The 18,845-nt window shown below is 62.6% G+C and carries 16 protein-coding genes; 6 read left to right on the top strand and 10 right to left on the bottom strand.

Annotated features, from left to right (window positions below; genetic code table 11):
• Positions 1–51 precede the first annotated feature (51 nt).
• The 3 genes from AC0L15_RS17405 to AC0L15_RS17395 form a co-directional block, all read right to left on the bottom strand.
• The gene (locus tag AC0L15_RS17405; RefSeq protein ID WP_473496638.1) at positions 52–1,524 is read right to left on the bottom strand and encodes an ABC transporter substrate-binding protein; all 1,473 of its coding nucleotides are present in this window, start codon (positions 1,522–1,524) and stop codon (positions 52–54) included.
• Between the two features lie 314 nt (positions 1,525–1,838).
• Positions 1,839–2,345 carry an SIS domain-containing protein gene (locus AC0L15_RS17400; RefSeq protein ID WP_473496637.1) on the bottom strand — a complete coding sequence of 169 codons (507 nt, stop codon included), beginning with the start codon at positions 2,343–2,345 and terminating at the stop codon, positions 1,839–1,841.
• Positions 2,330–3,103, bottom strand: coding sequence for an orotidine 5'-phosphate decarboxylase / HUMPS family protein (locus AC0L15_RS17395; protein WP_473496636.1), 774 nt, complete (start codon positions 3,101–3,103; stop codon positions 2,330–2,332). Before AC0L15_RS17395 ends, AC0L15_RS17400 begins: the two co-directional genes overlap by 16 nt.
• Positions 3,104–3,208: 105 nt before the next feature.
• Here AC0L15_RS17395 and AC0L15_RS17390 point away from each other — a divergent pair, with 105 nt between their 5' ends.
• The 3 genes from AC0L15_RS17390 (at position 3,209) to AC0L15_RS17380 (ending at position 6,459) form a co-directional block, all read left to right on the top strand.
• Complete coding sequence (locus AC0L15_RS17390; protein WP_473496635.1) at positions 3,209–3,850, top strand: glucose-6-phosphate isomerase; 642 nt, start codon at positions 3,209–3,211, stop codon at positions 3,848–3,850.
• Between the two features lie 34 nt (positions 3,851–3,884).
• Positions 3,885–4,853: a shikimate dehydrogenase family protein gene (locus tag AC0L15_RS17385; protein ID WP_473496634.1), complete on the top strand. Its 969-nt coding sequence runs from the start codon at positions 3,885–3,887 to the stop codon at positions 4,851–4,853.
• An 82-nt stretch (positions 4,854–4,935) separates the two neighbouring features.
• Positions 4,936–6,459, top strand: a complete 1,524-nt coding sequence (locus AC0L15_RS17380) for a xylulokinase (RefSeq protein WP_473496633.1) — start codon at positions 4,936–4,938, stop codon at positions 6,457–6,459.
• A gap of 148 nt (positions 6,460–6,607) precedes the next feature.
• Here the strand turns inward: AC0L15_RS17380 and AC0L15_RS17375 are convergent, their stop codons facing one another.
• The 7 genes from AC0L15_RS17375 to AC0L15_RS17345 form a co-directional block, all read right to left on the bottom strand.
• Entirely contained in the window at positions 6,608–9,070 is a 2,463-nt protein-coding gene (locus AC0L15_RS17375) for an arsenate reductase (azurin) large subunit (protein WP_473496632.1), read from the bottom strand.
• A 14-nt stretch (positions 9,071–9,084) separates the two neighbouring features.
• Complete coding sequence (locus tag AC0L15_RS17370; RefSeq protein ID WP_287249364.1) at positions 9,085–9,612, bottom strand: arsenate reductase (azurin) small subunit; 528 nt, start codon at positions 9,610–9,612, stop codon at positions 9,085–9,087.
• A gap of 151 nt (positions 9,613–9,763) precedes the next feature.
• Entirely contained in the window at positions 9,764–11,107 is a 1,344-nt protein-coding gene (locus AC0L15_RS17365; protein ID WP_473496631.1) for a sigma-54-dependent transcriptional regulator, read from the bottom strand.
• The gene (locus AC0L15_RS17360; RefSeq protein ID WP_287249362.1) at positions 11,097–12,554 is read right to left on the bottom strand and encodes a sensor histidine kinase; all 1,458 of its coding nucleotides are present in this window, start codon (positions 12,552–12,554) and stop codon (positions 11,097–11,099) included. Before AC0L15_RS17360 ends, AC0L15_RS17365 begins: the two co-directional genes overlap by 11 nt.
• Positions 12,551–13,447, bottom strand: a complete 897-nt coding sequence (locus AC0L15_RS17355) for a substrate-binding domain-containing protein (RefSeq protein WP_287249360.1) — start codon at positions 13,445–13,447, stop codon at positions 12,551–12,553. Before AC0L15_RS17355 ends, AC0L15_RS17360 begins: the two co-directional genes overlap by 4 nt.
• A 253-nt stretch (positions 13,448–13,700) precedes the next feature.
• Entirely contained in the window at positions 13,701–14,294 is a 594-nt protein-coding gene (locus AC0L15_RS17350) for a DJ-1/PfpI family protein (protein ID WP_287057360.1), read from the bottom strand.
• A gap of 137 nt (positions 14,295–14,431) precedes the next feature.
• Positions 14,432–15,133, bottom strand: a complete 702-nt coding sequence (locus AC0L15_RS17345) for a GntR family transcriptional regulator (RefSeq protein WP_287249358.1) — start codon at positions 15,131–15,133, stop codon at positions 14,432–14,434.
• 143 nt (positions 15,134–15,276) lie between these two features.
• On the opposite strand from AC0L15_RS17345, the gene AC0L15_RS17340 reads away from it, so the two are divergent.
• From AC0L15_RS17340 to AC0L15_RS17330, 3 genes are read left to right on the top strand one after another with little or no spacing between them, the layout of a single operon-like run.
• The gene (locus AC0L15_RS17340) at positions 15,277–16,503 is read left to right on the top strand and encodes an iron-containing alcohol dehydrogenase (RefSeq protein WP_473496630.1); all 1,227 of its coding nucleotides are present in this window, start codon (positions 15,277–15,279) and stop codon (positions 16,501–16,503) included.
• A gap of 18 nt (positions 16,504–16,521) precedes the next feature.
• Positions 16,522–18,009, top strand: a complete 1,488-nt coding sequence (locus AC0L15_RS17335) for an NAD-dependent succinate-semialdehyde dehydrogenase (protein ID WP_473496629.1) — start codon at positions 16,522–16,524, stop codon at positions 18,007–18,009.
• Between the two features lie 11 nt (positions 18,010–18,020).
• Positions 18,021–18,845, top strand: coding sequence for an alpha/beta hydrolase (locus AC0L15_RS17330; protein ID WP_287249354.1), 825 nt, complete (start codon positions 18,021–18,023; stop codon positions 18,843–18,845).

Raw genomic sequence — 18,845 nt, 5'->3', positions numbered from 1 at the left:
GCATCAGGCCCGGCGCGGACCGATGCCACGCCGGGTCGTTTGCTTGGCTGCCTATTTGGCGCCGATGGTCGCCTTGTAAAGCTTGAGCTGCTCGTCTTTGCCAATCTCTTCGTTCAGCTCATTCCAGCCTTCCTCGACCGCCGCGACGGTCGCTTCCTTGTCGATTTCGCCGGCGAGAAAGCGCGAGACCGCCTCGTCGAGCACGACCTGCTGGTACTTCTGATTTTGTGGGATGCGCAGGTCGAGGATCATGTTCGGGCTGCTCATGCTGTCGTTGATCGCGCCCAGGTAGACTTTGGCCTCCTCCTCGCTCATGCCGGCCTTCTTCCAAAGATCGCTGTAGCTGAGCTGCGAGGTGCGGTACGGGTTGAAGCCGGTGCCGCCGACGGTGACGTCGGCATTCGACTGTGCCGGCTGCGTCATGAACGAGAAGTAGGCATAGGCGGCGTCCTTCACCTTCGGATCGGCCGCCGCGTTGATGCCGCCGCCCCAGCCGCCAAAGGCGGCGAATGGCGCATGGTTCACGCCGTCGATCGCGTGCGGGCAGTTTTCTGCCGTGCAGGCCTCGAGCTTGCCGGTGTCCCAGTTCAGGACCTCCTTGGATCCGGGCATAATCGCCGCGCCCCATTTGCCCATCACCTTGGACTGCTTCGGATCGATCGAGATCGTGCCTACATCACCCCAGTCGAGGTTCAGCGCGCAGCGGCCGGAAGCGAAGAGCGGCCTTGTATCGCTGACGTCGAGGTTCAACTCGTCCGGCGGGCCGTACTTGGTCGATTCGGACAGGAAGTCGAGCGCCTTGCGGAAGGCGTCGTTGTTGACGAGCGGCGTCATGTCCTTGGTGTTGAAGAAGGTGCCCTGGCTGGTTCCCTTGGACTGGGTCATCGAGCCGACCACATCGGTGACGAACCAATAGCTCTGCGCGTTGCGCTTCTTGGCGATGCAGGAGCCGAAATCCGGCGTGCCATCGCCGTTCATGTCCTTGCCATGCGTGGCCTTGGCGACCTCGAGATACTCGTCCCAGGTTTTCGGCACCGCCAGGCCGGCCGCTTCGAGCACGTCCTTGCGGTAGTACATCATGTGGAAGTCGCCATCGAGCGTGATCATGTAGGTCTTGCCGCTGTACTTCTCGGAGAAGTCACGGAAGAACGCGCCCACATCGTCCTGCTGAATGTCCTTGTCGGCCTCCACTCGCGGCGTCAGGTCCTCGAGATAGCCGCCGGCAATGTAGTCGACCATCCATTGCGGGGCGAACACGCCGGCATCGACCGAGTTGGTGCCGCTCGCCCAATCGGTGAGAATCTTCTGATAGAGATCCGAGAAGGGCACCGCGATGACATTGATCTTGGCGCCGGTGAGCGCTTCGAACTCGGGCGCGCGCCGCTGCAGCGGCTCCTGAATCGCACCGGTCTGCGTAATGACGTTCACGGTAACGCCCGCAAACGGTTTGTCCTGCGCGAAGGCAGGCGCGCCAACCAGCGCGGCAAAAGCCGAAAAGCCGGCCAGAAAGACCCCAATTCTCATCAGACTTCCTCCCGTGTTGACCGGGACTTGTTCCTGCGAAAACCAAGCCGCCGGTATCTCCCCGTCGGCTGCCGTCGCCAGAGCACGGCACCAACGCTCCTCAAGCACAATATCGGCATCGCGCAGCGAGTCCAGTGCCTTGCCGTCACGGAAGGTGAGCTGCCCAGCGGGGCTTCCCGGCTAATGCATGTCGCCCAAAAAGCGCGCAGCGGTTTGAGCGCGGAGCCGCCAGAAAACCGCTCGGTCTTGCCTGGGGAATATTCCACCGCATCGACAATCCCCGTCACCGATGCTCACCACCGTCGGCATGGGCGTCACTGCAAGTTGGTGTGGCGGTGCAACATCAGTCTGTGCGCGTCTGGTATCTGCTGCGCCAAGCCGAGCACAATGCTGTCGAGCAGGATGAGGCAGGATTGCTCGAACAGGCTGCCGCCAAACTGTTTCGAACCCTCGACAGGGACATGCAGCGTGACATCGGCAATGCCGGCCAGGCTCCCGGCTGGCTGATGCGTCAGCGTAACGACCTTGGCGCCCTCCGCCTTGGCGATGCGGGCAAAACCTGTACTGACCGGCGTCTCTCCAGAGCCGGAGACGATCAGCAGCGCATCGCCCTCGCGGATCGATGGCGCCGATACCTCACCGACGAAATGCACCGTTCGGCCAAGATGCATGAAGCGCATCGCACCCATCTGCGCGACAAGGCCGGAGCGTCCCTGCCCGGAAAAGAACCATCGCTGATCGGGGTCATCGAACGCCTGCACCAGCCTTGCAAAGGCGTCGGCGTCGATCCGGCCAAGAACTTCGGTTATCTCCTGTCCCACGGCCAGCCACGGCCTGGATTGGGCAATCTGTCGCGAATCCATCGGGCTACCTCTTTCGAACTTGCGGATTCTGTGATGGCGCTGCCAACCACGAGGATTTCAGGCTCGACTGCGATCACCGCTTCCAGCGTGTCGGGGCCGATCCCGCCGGCGAGCGAAACCAGAAAGCCGCGATCATGCATCTTTCTCACGGCGTCGATATGTGAGGTGGAGGTGTTGCCTGCCAGTCGCGCATCGGTTGGCGAGTGGACCGCGACATAGCCGAAGCTTTCGGGGAAGACAGCATTCAAGGGAAGCAATTCTGCCTTGCCCGCCTCGGTGATGGTGTCGACGACGACCGTCGCGCCGAAGGCGGCGGCACGTTTTCCGACCGCCTCATGCGTGGCGGACGAAGCACATGACAGCACCGTCATGAACGCGGCGCCGGCGCCGAATACCATATCAGCCTCGAACCGGCCGGCGTCGACGGTTTTGGTATCAGCCAACACCATGACTTCAGGGCAGAGCTCGCGCGCTGTGGTGATGGCCGAGAGGCCGAGGCGTTTCAGCAACGGCGTGCCGATCTCGATAATGTCGGCAAATTCCTTCATCTGCGCGAGCAGAGCCAGGTGCTCAGGCTTGTCGAAGGCGACCTGGAGGAGCAAGGCGGGTCTCCTGGATTGCTTAAGACAGCGGATGCGGCATGCCGCCCAACCCACTGTCGTGTGCTTCGTGGTCGAAATCTGCCATAATCCAGCAACCTCCATGCTGGTCTGCATAGGCAGAGCAAATCGTACCCTGCAAAGCAAGTGGTCTTGTCGAAAGCAGGAGGTGCGGGCCAGATCAGCGCCGACGCCCCCGGCGATGCAATATGAGGTAGTCCTTTGACGAGACTGTTTGAGCCCATTGGATGCAAGGTCGACCTGTCGACTGGTGCGATGGGAAATGCAACCGGCAGCTACCAGAAGCGTTTCCGCGATCTGGACGGGCTCTATGCCGACGCCGCGGCGTTCGAAGCCATGCGCGTGACATGGGGTGAGCGCATCGTCTACGAGGTCTCCGAGTTCCGACCGACCGAGCAGTCGGGCGATCTGATTTTCGGCGTCACGCACATGGCGCCAGGCAAGGTCGGCGACGAATATTTCATGACGCGCGGTCACATCCACAGGCAGGCCGACCGGCCCGAGATCTACTATGGCCAGAAAGGGCACGGTCTCATGCTGATGGAGTCGCCAGAGGGCGAGGTTCGCATCCTGCCGATCGACGCCCAGACCGTCTGTTATGTTCCGCCGTTCTGGATCCACCGCTCGATCAATGTCGGGGAAGGCGATCTGGTGATGCTGTTCTGCTACCCCGCCGATTCAGGGCAGGACTACGAGATCATCGCGAGATCGGGAGGCATGCGCTCGCGCGTGGTCGCCGGCGATGGAGGCTGGAGGCAAGTCGACAATCCGGATTGGCGACCGCGTGACGCAAAGCTGATCTCTGCCCTCTATGGGCAGCAATCCGTCACGGTGCCGCCATGAAGATGCGCGCGGAGAAAATCCGGGAGAATGGCAAATGAGCCGCTATCTGCCGGCCACCCAGCCGACATTCTATTTTATCGGCGTCACGACGACGAGCAGCTCGATCATGCGGGTTTTCCCGGCATGGGCGCGCCACCTCGGGCTGAAGGAAGCGGTTCTCAAAGATGCGGTTCTCAGGGGCATCGACTTTCCACTCCATGCCGATCCGGAGGCCTACCGTGAGGTCGTCTCCTTCATAAAATCCGACCCGCAGTCGCTTGGCGCGCTGGTCACCACGCACAAGATCGATCTTTTCAACGCAGCGCGCGACCTGTTCGATGTGATCGATCCGCACGCCCGCCTGATGCACGAGACCAGTTGCCTGTCGAAGCGGGGCGGAAAACTCGTATGCCATGCCAAGGATCCGATCTCTTCGGGCCTTGCGATAGACGGTTTCATTCCGGCGGGATATTTTGCGGACACCGGCGCGGAGGTCCTGTCGATGGGCGCCGGCGGATCGACGATAGCGATCACCTGGCACCTGATGCGCAAGCAACGTGGCGCCGATTTGCCTTCGCGCATCATTGTCAGCGACCGTTCGCAGCCGCGTCTCGATGAAATCGATCGCATCCACAGAGACATGACGTCGGCGGTCGAGCTCAAATATGTCCTGGCGGACCGACCAGAGATCAATGACGAGACGTTGGCGGCGCTGAAGCCAGGCTCGCTGGTGATCAACGCGACCGGACTTGGCAAGGACGCGCCCGGCTCGCCGATTACCGATGACGGCGTGTTCCCCAAGCGCGGCATTGCCTGGGATCTCAACTATCGCGGCGACCTGATCTTCCTCGACCAGGCAAGGCGGCAGCAGGCCCGACAGCAGTTGCAGATCGAGGATGGTTGGACATATTTCCTGCATGGCTGGACGCAGGTGATCGCAGAGGTCTTCGACATCGCGATCCCGGTGTCCGGCCCGGATTTCGACGAGATGTCGCGCATCGCCATCGAAGCGGCGAAAGGCTGATGCCGTGGGTCTCGTCACGCCGCGCTCGCTCTAACCGATAGACGGAGGGTCACATGTTTGCCCATCTCAGGACTCTCCCGAAATGAGCGGCGAGCTTTTCCTCGCCATCGATGTCGGCACCGGCAGCGTCCGCGCCGCACTGATCGATGTCGCCGGCAAGATCCTCGAGCTTGCGTCGCGAGAGCACGACCAGATCGTGCCGGAATTCGGCTGGGCCGAACAGCGGCCGGTCGACTGGTGGGAGGGTGCGCTAGCGAGCGTCAAGGCGGTGCTGGACCGCGTCGATGGCGCCCGCGAAAACATCTCCGCCATCTGCGTCTGCGGGCAGATGCACGGGCTGGTCCTGCTCGACGCGCACGGAGCGCTGACGCGCGAGACGGCACCGCTGTGGAACGACAAGCGCACCGTCGATCTCGTCCGTCGCTTCGAGCAAGCGAACCAGCCGGACAGCTACCTGCCCGAAAGCGGTAACACGCCGACCCCCGCATGGCCGGGCTTCAAACTGCAATGGGTCCGAGACAACGATCCCGCCGCATACGCCCGCAGCGCAGTCGCCATCATGCCGAAGGATTACATCAACTACCGGCTGACCGGCGAGATCGCCATGGATACAGGCGACGCGTCCTGCAGCTTCCTGATGAACCCACAGCGGCTCGACTGGTCGCCGAAGATGATCGAGCGTATGGGTCTGGACGCCGCCAAGCTGCCGCCGATCCGCAACCCGCTGGATGTCGTCGGCCACGTCACCGAACAGGCGGCGCTCGACAGCGGCCTGCGCTCTGGAACCCCGGTGCTGGTCGGTGGCGCCGACTATCCGGTGGCACTGCTCGGCTCAGGCGCCTGTCGCCCGGGACTGGGTTCCGACAGCACCGGCACGGGCGCCATCATCACGGTTATCGCGGAGACGCCGCTGCTTGACCCGGAAATCTCGAACGTTGCGACGGTCGAAGGCAACTGGGCGCAATTCGTGCTGCTGGAGACCGGCGGCGACGGCATGCGCTGGGCACGCCGTGCCTTCCACGGCAACGCGCTGTCCTATGACGAGATCGTCGCCCGCGCCGCCGAGGCGCCGGCCGGTTGCGACGCGCTGCTGTTCATGCCCTTTCTCACCGGCGAACGCCTAGGGCGCCATCGCAACGCCCGCGCGCAGTTCTTCGGATTGGGCGCCGGGCATGGCATGGAGCATCTGCACCGCTCGATCCTGGAAGGCATCGCCTTTGCCATGACCCGCCACATCCGCATCATGGAACACGCGTCGAACAGGCCGCTGGAGCGCGTTATCGCTGCGGGTGGCGGGGCGCGCACCGAACTCTGGCTGAAGATCAAGGCCAGTGCCTTCAACATTCCGATCCTGGTCCCGCGGGAGCCCGAATGCGGCATTGTCGGCTGTGCCGCGATGGCCGCGACGGCGACAGGCCGCTTCTCGCGCGTCGAACAGGCGGCCGAGCGCTTCGTGAGCTACGGCGCCGAAATCCTGCCGAACCCCGGATGGGCCGAAATCTACAGCCGCACTCAACCGGTTTTCGAGCAGCTCTACCACCACAGCCAGGCGCTCTACGACGACATTGACGCACTGGCGGCCGCCACGCGCCAGACGCAGCCGTGACCTCTGCCTGGCGATTGCACGGGGTTTTGCGCAGCTCCGAGGCTCGGGTCCCAGAGCTCGGCAGTCCCGAGGAGAAGCTCGAGGCCGCCGCTGCCTCATGGCATTGCTCGGCGGCCTCGACAGCCTGATGGGGCTTCGGAGGGCCGCCTCAGACGGGTTGATACTCCTGCGACTTGAACGACAGGTGCTTCACGCCTTCCGGCGCATCCGAGATTTTCCGGATGTTCGCCCAGGTCTGCTTGTAGTTCGGCAGGATCAGCTCATTGGTGCCGGCGTTGATGACGTTGCCCTGCACGCCGGTCGGGAATCCGAACAGCATAAAAGTCTCGCCCTTTCTGGCGCTCGGCGTCGGGTAGACCATCGCCTGGGTCGAGCCGCTCTCGTTGTAGACCTCGACGAGGTCGCCGTTCTTCACGCCGAGTTCGCTCATGTCGTCCGGACTCATCTCGATGAACGGATAGGGCCAGCGGTCCATCACGAATTCGCTCTCCTGGTCCAAGAAGGCATTTTGCCAGACCTGGTTGGCGCGCCCGTTGTTGATGAGGTACTTGTTGTTCTTCTTCTGCTCCTCCTTGCCCGGCGCCTGCAGGCCGCGCCATTGCGCTTCCATGAAAGTCGCCTTGCCGTCCTTTGTCCCGAACTTGCCATCGGTATAAAGACGCTTGGTGCCGACGATCTTGCCGTCTTCGAAACCGGTGGCGGGCTCCTGGAAGCCGTTATTGCCCATCGCCTTCAGACGCTCATAGGTGACGAATTCGCCGCCTCCGGCATTTTTGTTGTAGCCGTCCATGAAGGCGTCTTCCTCGGTCTTCCAGTCGTAACCCTTGAAGTGGTCGGCATAGGCATTGTCGCCCATTTCGCGCAGCACCTTCTCCATGTGCTGGGCAAGCCCGGCGGCGATGAGACAGTCCGGCCTGGCGTTGCCGGGCGGGTCCATGTAGCGCTCGACCAGCCGCATGCGCCGTTCACCGTTCATCGACGTCAGGTTCATTTCGCCCGACTCGGCCGCCGGCAGCCAGACATGGCTTGCCGCGCCGATCTTCGACGGGATGATGTCGACGTCGACCGAGAACAGGCCGCCGGCCTTGATGGCGGCCAGGATGGCTTCGACCATCGCCTGCCGGTCGCCATACGCCACCTTGCTCATCGCATCCTTCACGATGTCCGTGCGCTTCTTGTAGACCATGTTGAACTGGTGGGCGTTCAGTGTGGTCTTGTAGTGGTCGCAGGCCCAGATGTGGTGAACGCCGCCCTTGCCCTCGATCAGCAGCTTGTCGACATAGGCGGCGGGTCGGCCGACATGCGCGTCGGAGGGACGGACATAGCCTTCCTGGTGGCCGCCCATGCGCACGCAGCCGCCGCCCTCGCGACCGACATTGCCGGTGGCGAGCGCGACGTTCACCAGCGCCGCATTGGTGCGATAGTTGTCGTTGCCCCAGATCAGGCCTTTCTCGTAGGCGAACATGGTGCGTCGACGCTTACCGTCCTTGGGCTCGGCGATCCATGCCGCCGACTGACGGATCTGGTCGACAGTCAGCCCGGTAATCTTGGCCGCGTCCTCGAGCGTGGTTTTGTTGGCGGCGAGCGCCTTGTCGAAATCGGTGGTCGACGCCTCGATGAACGCCTTGTCGACCCAGCCCTTGTCGGCAATCTCGGTCAGCCAGGCATTGAACAGCACCATGTCGGTGCCGGAATTGATGGCAAGGTGCATGACGTTTTCCTTGCCGGCTTCGGCCTCGGCCGCATTGACCGATACGGTGCGGCGCGGATCGACGAAGATGATGCGTGCCTTGGCATGCGGTTCGTCCGGAAGCTGCGCCTGTTTTTTCTGCATCGAGGTGCCGCGCAGGTTCGGGACCCAGTGGTTGAGGAAATAGTTGGTCTGCGTCTCCAGCGGATTGTTGCCGACCGAGACGAGCGTATCGGCGAGTTCGGCATCCTCGTAGCAGTTGTTCAACTCACCGACGCCCATGTCGCGGGTCGCATGGACTTCGGAATTGTAGGCCGGCCTGTTGTGGATGCGGATGTTCTTCACCTTCATCGAGCCGAAATAGAGTTTTCCGGTGCCCCAGGTGTTTTCGTAGCCGCCGGCTGAACCGCCGTGGTCGAAAACGGAGACGAACAGCCCATCCTCGCCCTGATCCTTGACGACGGCGGCGGTGACACGGGCAACGAGATCGAGGGCATCCTCCCACGAGGTCGGTTGCATCTGGCCGTAGCGCCAGACCATTGGATCGGTCAGACGTTGCTGCTGCGAGCCGCGGGCGGCCGAGTAACGCAGCTCGCCCATGCGGGCGCCGCGCACCGAGCCGAGGCCGGAATTCACTTCGCAGTCGTGGTCCGGCTTGATGACGATGTGGACGTCCTTGCCGTCCTGCTTGACGATGTTGTACATCGACGGCGCATACCAGGCGTCGGTCTCGGCGGCCTGCTGCTTGGACAGCTCGACACCGAACACATTCGAGGCGGCATCGGTGCCGCCCTGCTTGTTGGTCGGCCAGGTGTAGGCGTGATAGCCGCAGCCGACGATGCAATAGTGGCAGGTGACGTTGTGTTTCTTGGCATCCGCCGGAATGATCGGCAGCCGGTCGATGTGACGTTTGTAGGCCATGATCCGATCCTCCTTTAAAGCACGTTGCTCAGACGGCCGTAGAGCAGCTCGTCCACGCCCTCGGCATAGATGTCGCCCTTGTCGTCAATGCGGAGCGCGTATTGCGGCAGGTTGGCGGTCGACTGCCCCCAGATCTGTTGCCCGCCGGCATCCGCGTCGAAGCGCGAATAGTGACCGGGGCAATTGAAGGAGTGGTCTTCGGCGTTGTAGTTGAGCGGGAAGCCCTTGTGCGGGCAGATGGTGGAGAAGCCGACGATGTCGCCGTCAGGACCGGCGCCACCTTCCACCTTCATTCCAAGTTTCAGCAGCACACCGGGCGCGTTCTCATCGGGGTAGCCGACATCGAAAGGCTCATTCGGCTTCAAATCGGCTATATTGGCCAACTTGTTCGACGGGTATTCGACCAGCGCCAGACCGGGTGCAGCCTTGGTCTGGGCTTGCGCCGGCAGCGCCACTGCAGTGGCCATGCCGGCGGCGGCGAACGCCCCTCCCCTCAAGAATTGACGGCGGCCGACGTCGACCAGCCTGTTGCAGCGATCCATGCATTCCTCCCATTGGCGAAATCGTCGCAAGCGGTCCTGCAACGCCTGTGCCAACCGAAGAAGTCACCGATTTCATTGGAGAAACTGCTGGAAAGCCAGCGCCAAGTGGCCTGCATGTTCGGAAATCCGGACATGCTGCACTGCCGAAGGTTCAGGAAGTCGAACGCGCCCGATCGGCAACGCCCAGTCGCGTCATCTTCTCCCAAAGCGTCGTTCGCGAGATCGCCAGCAACCCGGCTGCTTTTGCGATCTGACCGCCGGTTTCGTCCAGCGCGCGCTCTATCTGCCGCCGCTCGGCGGCATCGCGAACGTCGGCCAGCGGGGCGAATGCCGCGTTTCCGGGCTTTGTTGTCCGTTCCGGGAACAGGTCACCGGGCATGATCCATTCACTGGTCGACAACGCCACCGCCCGCTCAACGCGGTTTCTAAGCTCCCGCACATTTCCGGGCCAGGAATAGGCAAGTGCAGCCTCCTCCGCCAGCGCGCTGAAGCCCCGGATCCGGGCATCGGATCGGGCCACTGCATTTTCAAGGAACTTGTCGAGAAGCCAGGTGATGTCCTCATGCCGCTCGCGCAGCGGTGGAATCGTCACCGGCAGGACCGCAAGTCGAAAATACAGATCTTCGCGGAAGCTCGACGGCCCGTCGCGCTGGGCAAGGTCCTGATGGGTGGCTGAAACAACCCGCGCACGGAACGTGCAGGGCGTCTCGCCCCCCACGCGATTGAAACTGTCATCCTCGATGAGCCTGAGCAGTTTTGCCTGGAGCGGCGTTGGCATGTCGCCGATCTCATCCAGGAACAATGTGCCCTTTCCGGCCCGCTCGGCATATCCGAGATGCCGCTGTTGCGCACCGGTAAATGCCCCTTTTTCGTGACCGAAAATCTCGCTTTCCAGCAATTCGGCCGGGATGGCCGCACAGTTCACGGCGATGAACGGCTCCAGGCGCCGAGATGAAACCTCATGGAGCAGGCGGGCCGCGACTTCTTTCCCGCATCCGGTTTCGCCGGTGATCAGCACGGGCAGTTCGTGGCCCGCGTAACGACGCAGCAAGTCTTCGGCATGCTGGATGGCCAGGGACTCGCCGAGAAAGTAGCCCTTGAGACGCAGCTCGCTATGCGTTGTCCGCCGCCCGGCATCGATGCGCCGCAGGAATTCATCCATCGCGAACGGCTTGGTCATGAAATCGACGGCGCCGGAGCGCATCAACCGGACAGCTTGGTCAATCTCGCCATGGCCGGTCACGAAGATAAAGGGTGGGGAATTCGGCAGGTTGGCCAGCTCGCTGAAAACCACTTCGCCGGAAATATCCGGGAGACGAACGTCACAAATCACCAGATCGAGGGAATTGCGCAGGCCTTCAATTCCGGAGATGGCATCTCGCCCTGACTGCCACCAGGTCACTCGCCAGCCCTCGAGCTCTAGGCGCTGGACGATCGAGCCGCCCATGACGGGATCGTCCTCGACGAGGCCTATCCGGGCGCGGTCAGGCAGCATGGGCTTTGACATCCTTCCTGTCGAACGGAATTGTCAGCGTGACCACCGTCCCTCCCCCACTTTTGGCTGCGATACTGGCACGTCCGCCGAGATCGTCAACCACGCGGCGGACCATCCAGAGACCGAGACCACGCCCCGCGCGTACGGCCGGACCGGGGTCCTGATCGATGAGAATCCCCGCTATGTCGGCCGGCATTCCGCAGCCCTGGTCAGCAATCTCGATGTGCAACCGGTCTTCCCAGCTCATCGCCTTCAGCGAAACCGTCCCGTCTTCCGGGGTGACCGCGCTCGCATTGAGGAGGAGATTGAGGACCGCCTGACGGACCGGACCGCCTCGGATGGGCAACTCTCGCGCACCGTTCCATGCGACGCTCCAATCCAGCCGCTGCCACTTGCGGCGCAATTCCGGCTTGAGCAGCAGGCGGACATCATCCAGATCGGCAGCCGTCATCGGGCGCTGCGATCGTTCTGGCCGATACGTCGCAAGCGCGGCCTCGACCACGTCGCGAATGCCGGCAAGGCCGCGCTCGATCAGGCTGATCGATGTGTCGCGAACACCGGGGGTTTCGCCATGGGTCTTCAACGTATCCAATGCGTTGAACAGGCCGCCAAGCGGATTGTTGATCTCGTGCGCCATGCCGGAAGCGAGACGCCCGAGGCTCGACAGCTTCTCTTCCTCGGCGAGCTGCATGGCGAGGTTCGCGCGCTCACGCTCGGCATGGACAAGGGCGTTGTAGCCGCGGAACAGGCCGGCGACTTCGGAGTCCCCGGACGGGATTTCCCGGGACGAGATCGGCTCCGCCGCGCCATGCGCGGCAGCGCGCATGTGATCCTCCAGCACCCGCATCGGGCCGATCATCTGCCTCACCAGCACGAAGCCGCCCAGCGCGAACAACGCCGCGAGGACGCCATTGGTAATGAGCAGGGTACCCAATATCTCACGGCGCTCGGCAAAGAGATGCGAAACATCGAATGTCGCGTGGATGGTGCCGATCGGCTGGCCCTGATAGACGAGATCGCGGTGGGCGAACCCGGTCAGCCTGGCCTCGTCGATGGTGACGACATCGGGCCCATAGCGATTCCGGTAGTCGGCCGACAATTCGGAATAGGTCGCGATCCGGTTCGGATCGCTTGCCGCGAGCACCCTGTCGTCTGAGCCGGTCACCACGGTCTCGATCGGAGCGAGCGATTTATATGACGCCGAGGACCTGTCGAGCGCGTCGAACACCTCCCAGACGTCGGCCCGCAACACGGCCGGCACGACCGCTGACGAAAGCCCGTCCAGATAGGTCTCGGCAAGACCGTTGAGGAAGCTTTCCTGTGTCCGCGACAGCCGGCTGAGCACGCGCTCGGAAATGGCCGCACTGATGACCACCATGAGCAAGGCGACAAGGACCGGCACGCGGTAGGAGACGGGAATCGATCGGAAACGCCAAAACAGTTTCATCCGAACTGCCTCACGGTTTCCACCTTGGCCGCAATCGCGTCGAAGTGCGACGGACCGGTTGCCACGAACCCGTCCAGCCGAAGCAGGGCAAGGACCTTGCGACCCTCGGCATCATCCTGCATGGAAATCAAGGCCTGTTGCAACGCCCTGACACGTCGATCGTTGGGGACGGACTTCGGCGACGCTATGGGCGGAAAGCCCAGCCATTCCGACTTGCGCACGATCCTGGTCTGCTTCACCAGGTCCGGCTCGGTCTCGCGCATGACCTCGTAGACATAGCCGTCGACACTGCCCGACTGAGCGAGGCCGGAGGCGACGGCCCTGATGACGTTTCGGTGGCCATAGGTGAAAAAGCTACGCGCGAAAAAGCTGCCGGGAAGCTGGCGGTTCTCCGCAAGCAGCGCCCGCGTCACCAGAAAACCCGAATTCGAATCAGGATCCGAGAACGCATGGACATCGCCTATTAGTCCGGTCCAGTCATCCACTTTACGATCGGCCGAAGCGATCAGGTACGACTGGTAGAGCGGCTTGCCGTGCCAGACCGGGGTTGCGACAAGGTCGAGATCGGCCTTGAACTGCACGTAGGGATAGCCGCAGATCCATGCCGACTGGATCTGGCCGGAAACCAGCAGCGCGGTGATCTCCTGATAGGTGCGGCGCGTCACGAGCTCGATCCGGCCACCGATCCTGGCGCTGAGATAGCTGCGCAGATGGCCAAGCAGTTCGAGATCGTTCGAGAGGAAGACCGGCGTCAGGCCGAATTTGAAACTCTCTTCTTCGGCGCCGAGCGCAACGGGGGCGAAGACCGCACCCGAAACGGCGGCCGCAATCAGATCACGCCGTGTGATCGGAACGCCGTCGGTGGCCCTGTGCGGGTTGCCTAGGTTCCTCAACAATCGCCTCCCGACCTGAGCGAGAGCGCGCCCGGTCGATCCGATCATATCCGAAAATGCAGAGGTCTAGGAACTGCAAAACGAAGCCGGATTTTGGGCCGGATCTTCGAGCGAGCCGACGCATCCCGTCTGGGATGCATCGGACGATTGACTCGCTGCATGTCGCGCAAAAGTGTGCAGCGGCTTTGCGATAACGACATGCAAAAACAACAACCTAAAGCGCGTCGCATGAGGCCGTCAAACGTGGCGCGCTTCAGTTGTGGCGGATTTCCGTTCCCAGCACCTTCAGGCACTCGCGGATGAACGCGGCAAGTGCGGTCCAGCCCTTTGCCGAGACCATCGTTCCGTCGACATAGGCCTCGGTCGGGGACAGGTCGATATAGGTTCCACCGGCGAGGGTCACTTCCGGCTCGCAGGCGGCCAGTGCACCGACTTTCTTGCCACGCACGACGCCGTCGACGGCGATCAGGATCTGGACACCATGGCAGATCGTGAAGATCGGCTTCTCGTTTTCATGGAAATGGCGGACGATCGCCTGTACGCGCTTATCCGTGCGGATGTACTCGGGGCCACGACCGCCCGCGCAATAGACGGCATGATACTGGTCGAGCTGTCTTTCCGCCTCCGAAAAGGTCTTGTTCAGCAAAGCATAGTGGCCGGGTTTTTCGGTGTAGGTCTGGTCACCTTCGAAATCGTGAAGCGACGTCTTGATCAGGTCGCCAGCGTTCTTGTCAGGACAGACAACGTGGACGATGTGGCCGACCGCCTCCATCGCCTGCTGATAGACGAAGATCTCGTATTCCTCGGTAAACTCACCGGTCAACATCAGTATTTTCTTGCCTGGCATGGTCGGTTCCTCTTTTGTGGATGGAAGGCGGGCATTGCACGCGCCCGGCGGCGCGGGTTTTAGAAAAGGGGATCCGGGACGACGCTGCGTTCAGCTTGACGGCGCCGCTCCCGACGGTGACGAACATCGTGCCAGCCTCAATCGAACGCCGGCAGCAAACGATCACGGGAATGCTCGATATGACGGCGCATCGCCTGTTCCGCCGCCGCGGGGTCGGAGGCAGCGAAGGCGGCCAGGATGGCCTGATGCTCGTCGAGCGCTTCCTCGGTGACGCGCGAATGGAACATCAGGCGGAAGATGTGGAAGTGGGTATGCTGGAACGCGAGCGTCTCGCGCACGAGGCCGTTGTCTGCATATTCCATGATTCGGTCGTGGAAAATGGCGTCCTGCCGCGCGAAGTTGGAGTAACGCAGGCGTTCATCCTTGCCTTCGCGGCGCGCCATGCCCCCTGCGGACTCCTCCAGCACCGTAAGTTTCGTCTCATCCATCAATGCGGCTGCTTTGGCCGCCGCATGCGGCTCGAGCAGCAGGCGAAGCTCATAGAGTTCGTCAAATCGGCGCCTGGTTATCTGCGGCGCGGCGCGGTAGCCGATCAAATGTGTCTTCAGCACAAGGCCTTCGCCTTCGAGGCGGCCAAGCGCTTCACGGATCGGCGTGTGCGATACGTCGAGTTCCTTGACCAGGCTGTCGACGGTGATCCGTGAGCCAGGCGCGATCTTCAGCGACATGAGTTGCGCGAAGATCGCTTCATAGACGTCCTCCACCAGGCTGGTGGATCGCTGGATGCGCCCGCTGGCGGGGTCGACTTCTCGGGCATTGCTTGCGTTCGTGACCTGCATCTTTGCCTCTTGACAGGATCACTGGCTAACACGATGCTTCGCTCAATACAATCCTATATCCTATACGATTTGATAGAGGATATTTTTTTGGGCTTCAACGAGCTTTCGCTTTCCACTCCCAACATCATCGAGAGATGCTGAACATGAGCCTTTTCGCTGCCATAAGGCTGCCGCGTGAAATCCTCTTCGGGAAGGGCCAGCGCCATGTCATTCCAACCGTTGCGGCAAGGCTCGGCCGTCGCGCTCTTGTCTGTACGGACGAGCGCTTTGCCGCCACCGTCGCCTTCGCAGAGATCATGGCGGCGCTCGAGGGCGCATCGATCGATGTGCTGGTGCACGACCGTGTGCTGCCCGATGTGCCACGCGACACGGTTGCCGTCTGCGTCGAGGAGGCGCGGGATTTTGCGCCCGACATGGTGATCGGCATCGGCGGCGGCAGTTGTCTCGACATGGCCAAATGCGCCGCGTTGCTCATCAGTCACGGCGGCCTGCTCCAGGACTACTACGGTGAGTTCAAGGTGCCCGGTCCGACGCTGCCGCTGATCGCGGTGCCAACGACAGCCGGCACCGGCTCGGAAGTGACCCCTGTCGCGGTGATTTCCGATCCGGATCGCACCATGAAGGTAGGCATCTCCAGCCCGCATCTGATCGCGGCAGCCGCCATCTGCGACCCGGAACTGACGATGACATGTCCCCCGGGACTGACGGCGATCGCCGGCGCAGACGCGCTGACCCATGCGGTCGAGGCTTTTACCGCCGCCAGGCGCGGCACCGACCCCAGCCTGCCGCAACAGCATGTCTTCATCGGCAAGAGCGCACTGACCGATCATTTTGCGCTGCTCGCGATCAAGCTGCTTGGCCGCAGTCTCGAGAAGGCCTGCCGCGACCCCGCCGACGAGGACGCTCGCGCCGATGTGATGATGGGCGCGCTTGCAGCCGGCTGTGCGTTCGGGACGGCCGGAACTGCGGCGGCGCACGCGGTGCAATATCCGGTCGGCGCCCTTACCCACACCGCTCACGGGCTGGGTGTAGCCACCATGCTGCCGTATGTCATGAAGTACAACCGGGCCGCCGCGGTCGCCGAGATGGCTGAGATCGGCCTTGCCCTTGGTCTCGACGGCAGGTACCTGAACACCGCTGAGATGGCCGACGCGACGATCGACGAGATCGGCCGGCTGTTTGCAGCGATCGGCATCACGCCTACGCTGGCCGGGCTCGGGCTTCCCGCCGACAAGCTCGATTGGACGGCCGAACAGGCGCTCGGCATCGACCGTCTCATCAAGAACAATCCGCGTCCATTCGATCCGGCAGCCATGCGGGGCCTGATCCAGGCCGCCTATGATGGCGACCTCGCCGGCTCTGTCATGTGAGCAATCGAGGAGCAGGCCATGAACATATCTCATCAGTTGCTGGAGGACGAGCAGGACACTGCCCGCTTCCATAGATTCTCCCACGGCTTGTATATCGCCGGCCGATGGCGGCAATCCGCCGACGGCAGGGAAATCCAGGTCGTCGACCCCTCCACCGAGGCGGTGATCGCTGCAGTTCCCGATGCGACGATCGAAGATGCCGCGGCCGCCGTCGAGGCAGCGGCCAGGGCCGCCGATGGCTGGCGCACGACGGCGCCCCGCAAGCGTTCCGAAATCCTCAGAAATTGCTTCGAGCTGATGACGCAGCGTTGCGAGACGCTGGCCACCCTGATCTCGCTGGAAAACGGCAAGGCACTGCGGGATGCGCGTGGCGAGATCGCCTATGCTGCGGAATTCTTTCGCTGGAATGCCGAGGAAGCCGTTCGCATCACCGGCGAATTCGGAATGGCGCCTTCCGGCACCAACCGCATCGTTGTCGACTACGAACCGATCGGCATCTGCGTCCTGGTCACACCCTGGAATTTTCCTGCCGCCATGGCGACGCGCAAGATCGCGCCCGCCCTGGCTGCAGGGTGCACAGTGATCCTCAAGCCGGCCAGCGAGACCCCGCTTACCGCCTACGCGCTTGCCGCACTCTATGAAGAAGCGGGTGTCCCACCGGGGGTTGTCAACGTTCTGACAACCTCCAAGCCCGGCCCGGTGACCGCCGCGATGCTGGCCGATCCGCGGGTGCGCAAACTCTCCTTCACCGGCTCGACTTCTGTCGGGCGCGTCCTGCTGGCCGAGGCCGCAAAGCACGTGGTTTCGTGTTCGATGGAGCTTGGCGGCAACGCGCCATTCCTTGTGTTCGATGACGCGGACCTCGACGCGGCGGTCGATGGGGCGATGGTGGCGAAGATGCGCAACGCCGGCGAGGCCTGCACGGCTGCAAACCGCATCTATGTCCAGTCCGGCGTTTACGATGCGTTTTGCGAAAGCCTCGCCAGGCGGATGTCGGCACTCAAGGTCGGCTCCGGCACGGACGCGGCCACGGAGTGCGGGCCGATGATCACCAGGAAGGCCGTCGACAAGATCGACCGTCTGGTCAACGATGCCGTCGCCCGTGGCGCGCGGGTGCTGTGCGGAGGCAAGGCAGGCTCGGGAACGGGATACTACTATCCGCCGACCGTGCTCTGCGACGTCCCGGCCGAGGCGGAGATGGCGCACGAGGAAATTTTTGGGCCGGTGGCGCCGATCTCGAGCTTCGAAACGGAAGCCGAAATCATCGCGCGTGCCAACAACACCGAATACGGTCTTGCCGCCTACATATACACGCGCGATCTTGCGCGTGGAATGCGGGTGGCATCCAGGATCGAAGCCGGGATGGTCGCTCTCAACCGCGGCTTGATGTCCGATCCGGCAGCACCGTTCGGCGGGGTCAAGCAGAGCGGCCTCGGCCGCGAGGGCGGCCAGCATCACGGCATTGCCGAGTTCATGGAGGCGAAATACCTCGCCATCAGCATCTGAGCGGAGGAAGAGTGCAAAACGATCCGTTCCGCATCCGCGACCATGTCGCCGATTTCGATCACATCGTCCAGGACATCGTTCACCGCAGCGAGGCCGTCCGCGCAGCCATCCCGATGACTGCCGACGTCGCCTATGGGCCGGGTCAGACCGAAACCATCGACCTGTTCTTTCCCCCGGGCAAAACAAGCGGCCTGCCGGTGCACATGTTTATCCATGGCGGCTACTGGAGAATGTTCTCCAAGCGCGACTACTCATACGTCGCGGCGACGATTACCCAGGCCGGTGCGATTGCCGCCATCGTCGACTATGCTCTGATGCCCAAGGTCAGGATGGCGACGATCGTCGACCAGGTGCGCCGCGCCAAGCAGTGGGTTCTGGCCCATATCGCCGACCATGGCGGAAACCCGGCAGACCTCACCGTCAGCGGCCATTCGGCCGGAGCACATCTTTCAACGTTCCTGTTCAACAGCGAGCATAGCCCTTCGAATGTGCGGGCAGCCCTTCTGCTCGGCGGGCTCTACGATTTGAAACCGCTCCAGGACTCCTTTCTCGCCAACGAAATTGCAATCACCGATGAGGAAGTCGCCAGGTTTACACCGCTTGCCCATCGGCATGATCCTCAAACCAGGGCGATGGTTCTGGTCGGAGCCAACGAGACGCCGCCTTTCCATCAGCAGGCAGATCGATTCAAAGAGCACCTGCTGCAGCAGGGTTCGCCGGTAATTTCGCTTGTTCTCGCCAACCGCAACCACATGGACAGTGTCAGAGATCTCGGCCTGCCGGAGAGCCAGGCGGGTGATTGCCTGACGAGACTGATTGCCAACGACGATCGTTGA

The organism is Mesorhizobium sp. WSM4846 (assembly GCF_055811415.1).
Note: the sequence above shows the minus strand (reverse complement) of the source record. Positions and strands in the feature narration are given on the sequence as shown.

Coding starts and splice junctions, on each gene's coding strand:
- AC0L15_RS17405 (WP_473496638.1), bottom strand. CDS start 1,524: ATGAGAATTGGGGTCTTTCTGGCCGGCTTTTCGGCTTTTGCCGCGCTG.
- AC0L15_RS17395 (WP_473496636.1), bottom strand. CDS start 3,103: ATGCAGACCAGCATGGAGGTTGCTGGATTATGGCAGATTTCGACCACG.
- AC0L15_RS17385 (WP_473496634.1), top strand. CDS start 3,885: ATGAGCCGCTATCTGCCGGCCACCCAGCCGACATTCTATTTTATCGGC.
- AC0L15_RS17380 (WP_473496633.1), top strand. CDS start 4,936: ATGAGCGGCGAGCTTTTCCTCGCCATCGATGTCGGCACCGGCAGCGTC.
- AC0L15_RS17375 (WP_473496632.1), bottom strand. CDS start 9,070: ATGGCCTACAAACGTCACATCGACCGGCTGCCGATCATTCCGGCGGAT.
- AC0L15_RS17370 (WP_287249364.1), bottom strand. CDS start 9,612: ATGGATCGCTGCAACAGGCTGGTCGACGTCGGCCGCCGTCAATTCTTG.
- AC0L15_RS17365 (WP_473496631.1), bottom strand. CDS start 11,107: ATGCTGCCTGACCGCGCCCGGATAGGCCTCGTCGAGGACGATCCCGTC.
- AC0L15_RS17360 (WP_287249362.1), bottom strand. CDS start 12,554: ATGAAACTGTTTTGGCGTTTCCGATCGATTCCCGTCTCCTACCGCGTG.
- AC0L15_RS17350 (WP_287057360.1), bottom strand. CDS start 14,294: ATGCCAGGCAAGAAAATACTGATGTTGACCGGTGAGTTTACCGAGGAA.
- AC0L15_RS17345 (WP_287249358.1), bottom strand. CDS start 15,133: ATGCAGGTCACGAACGCAAGCAATGCCCGAGAAGTCGACCCCGCCAGC.
- AC0L15_RS17340 (WP_473496630.1), top strand. CDS start 15,277: ATGAGCCTTTTCGCTGCCATAAGGCTGCCGCGTGAAATCCTCTTCGGG.
- AC0L15_RS17335 (WP_473496629.1), top strand. CDS start 16,522: ATGAACATATCTCATCAGTTGCTGGAGGACGAGCAGGACACTGCCCGC.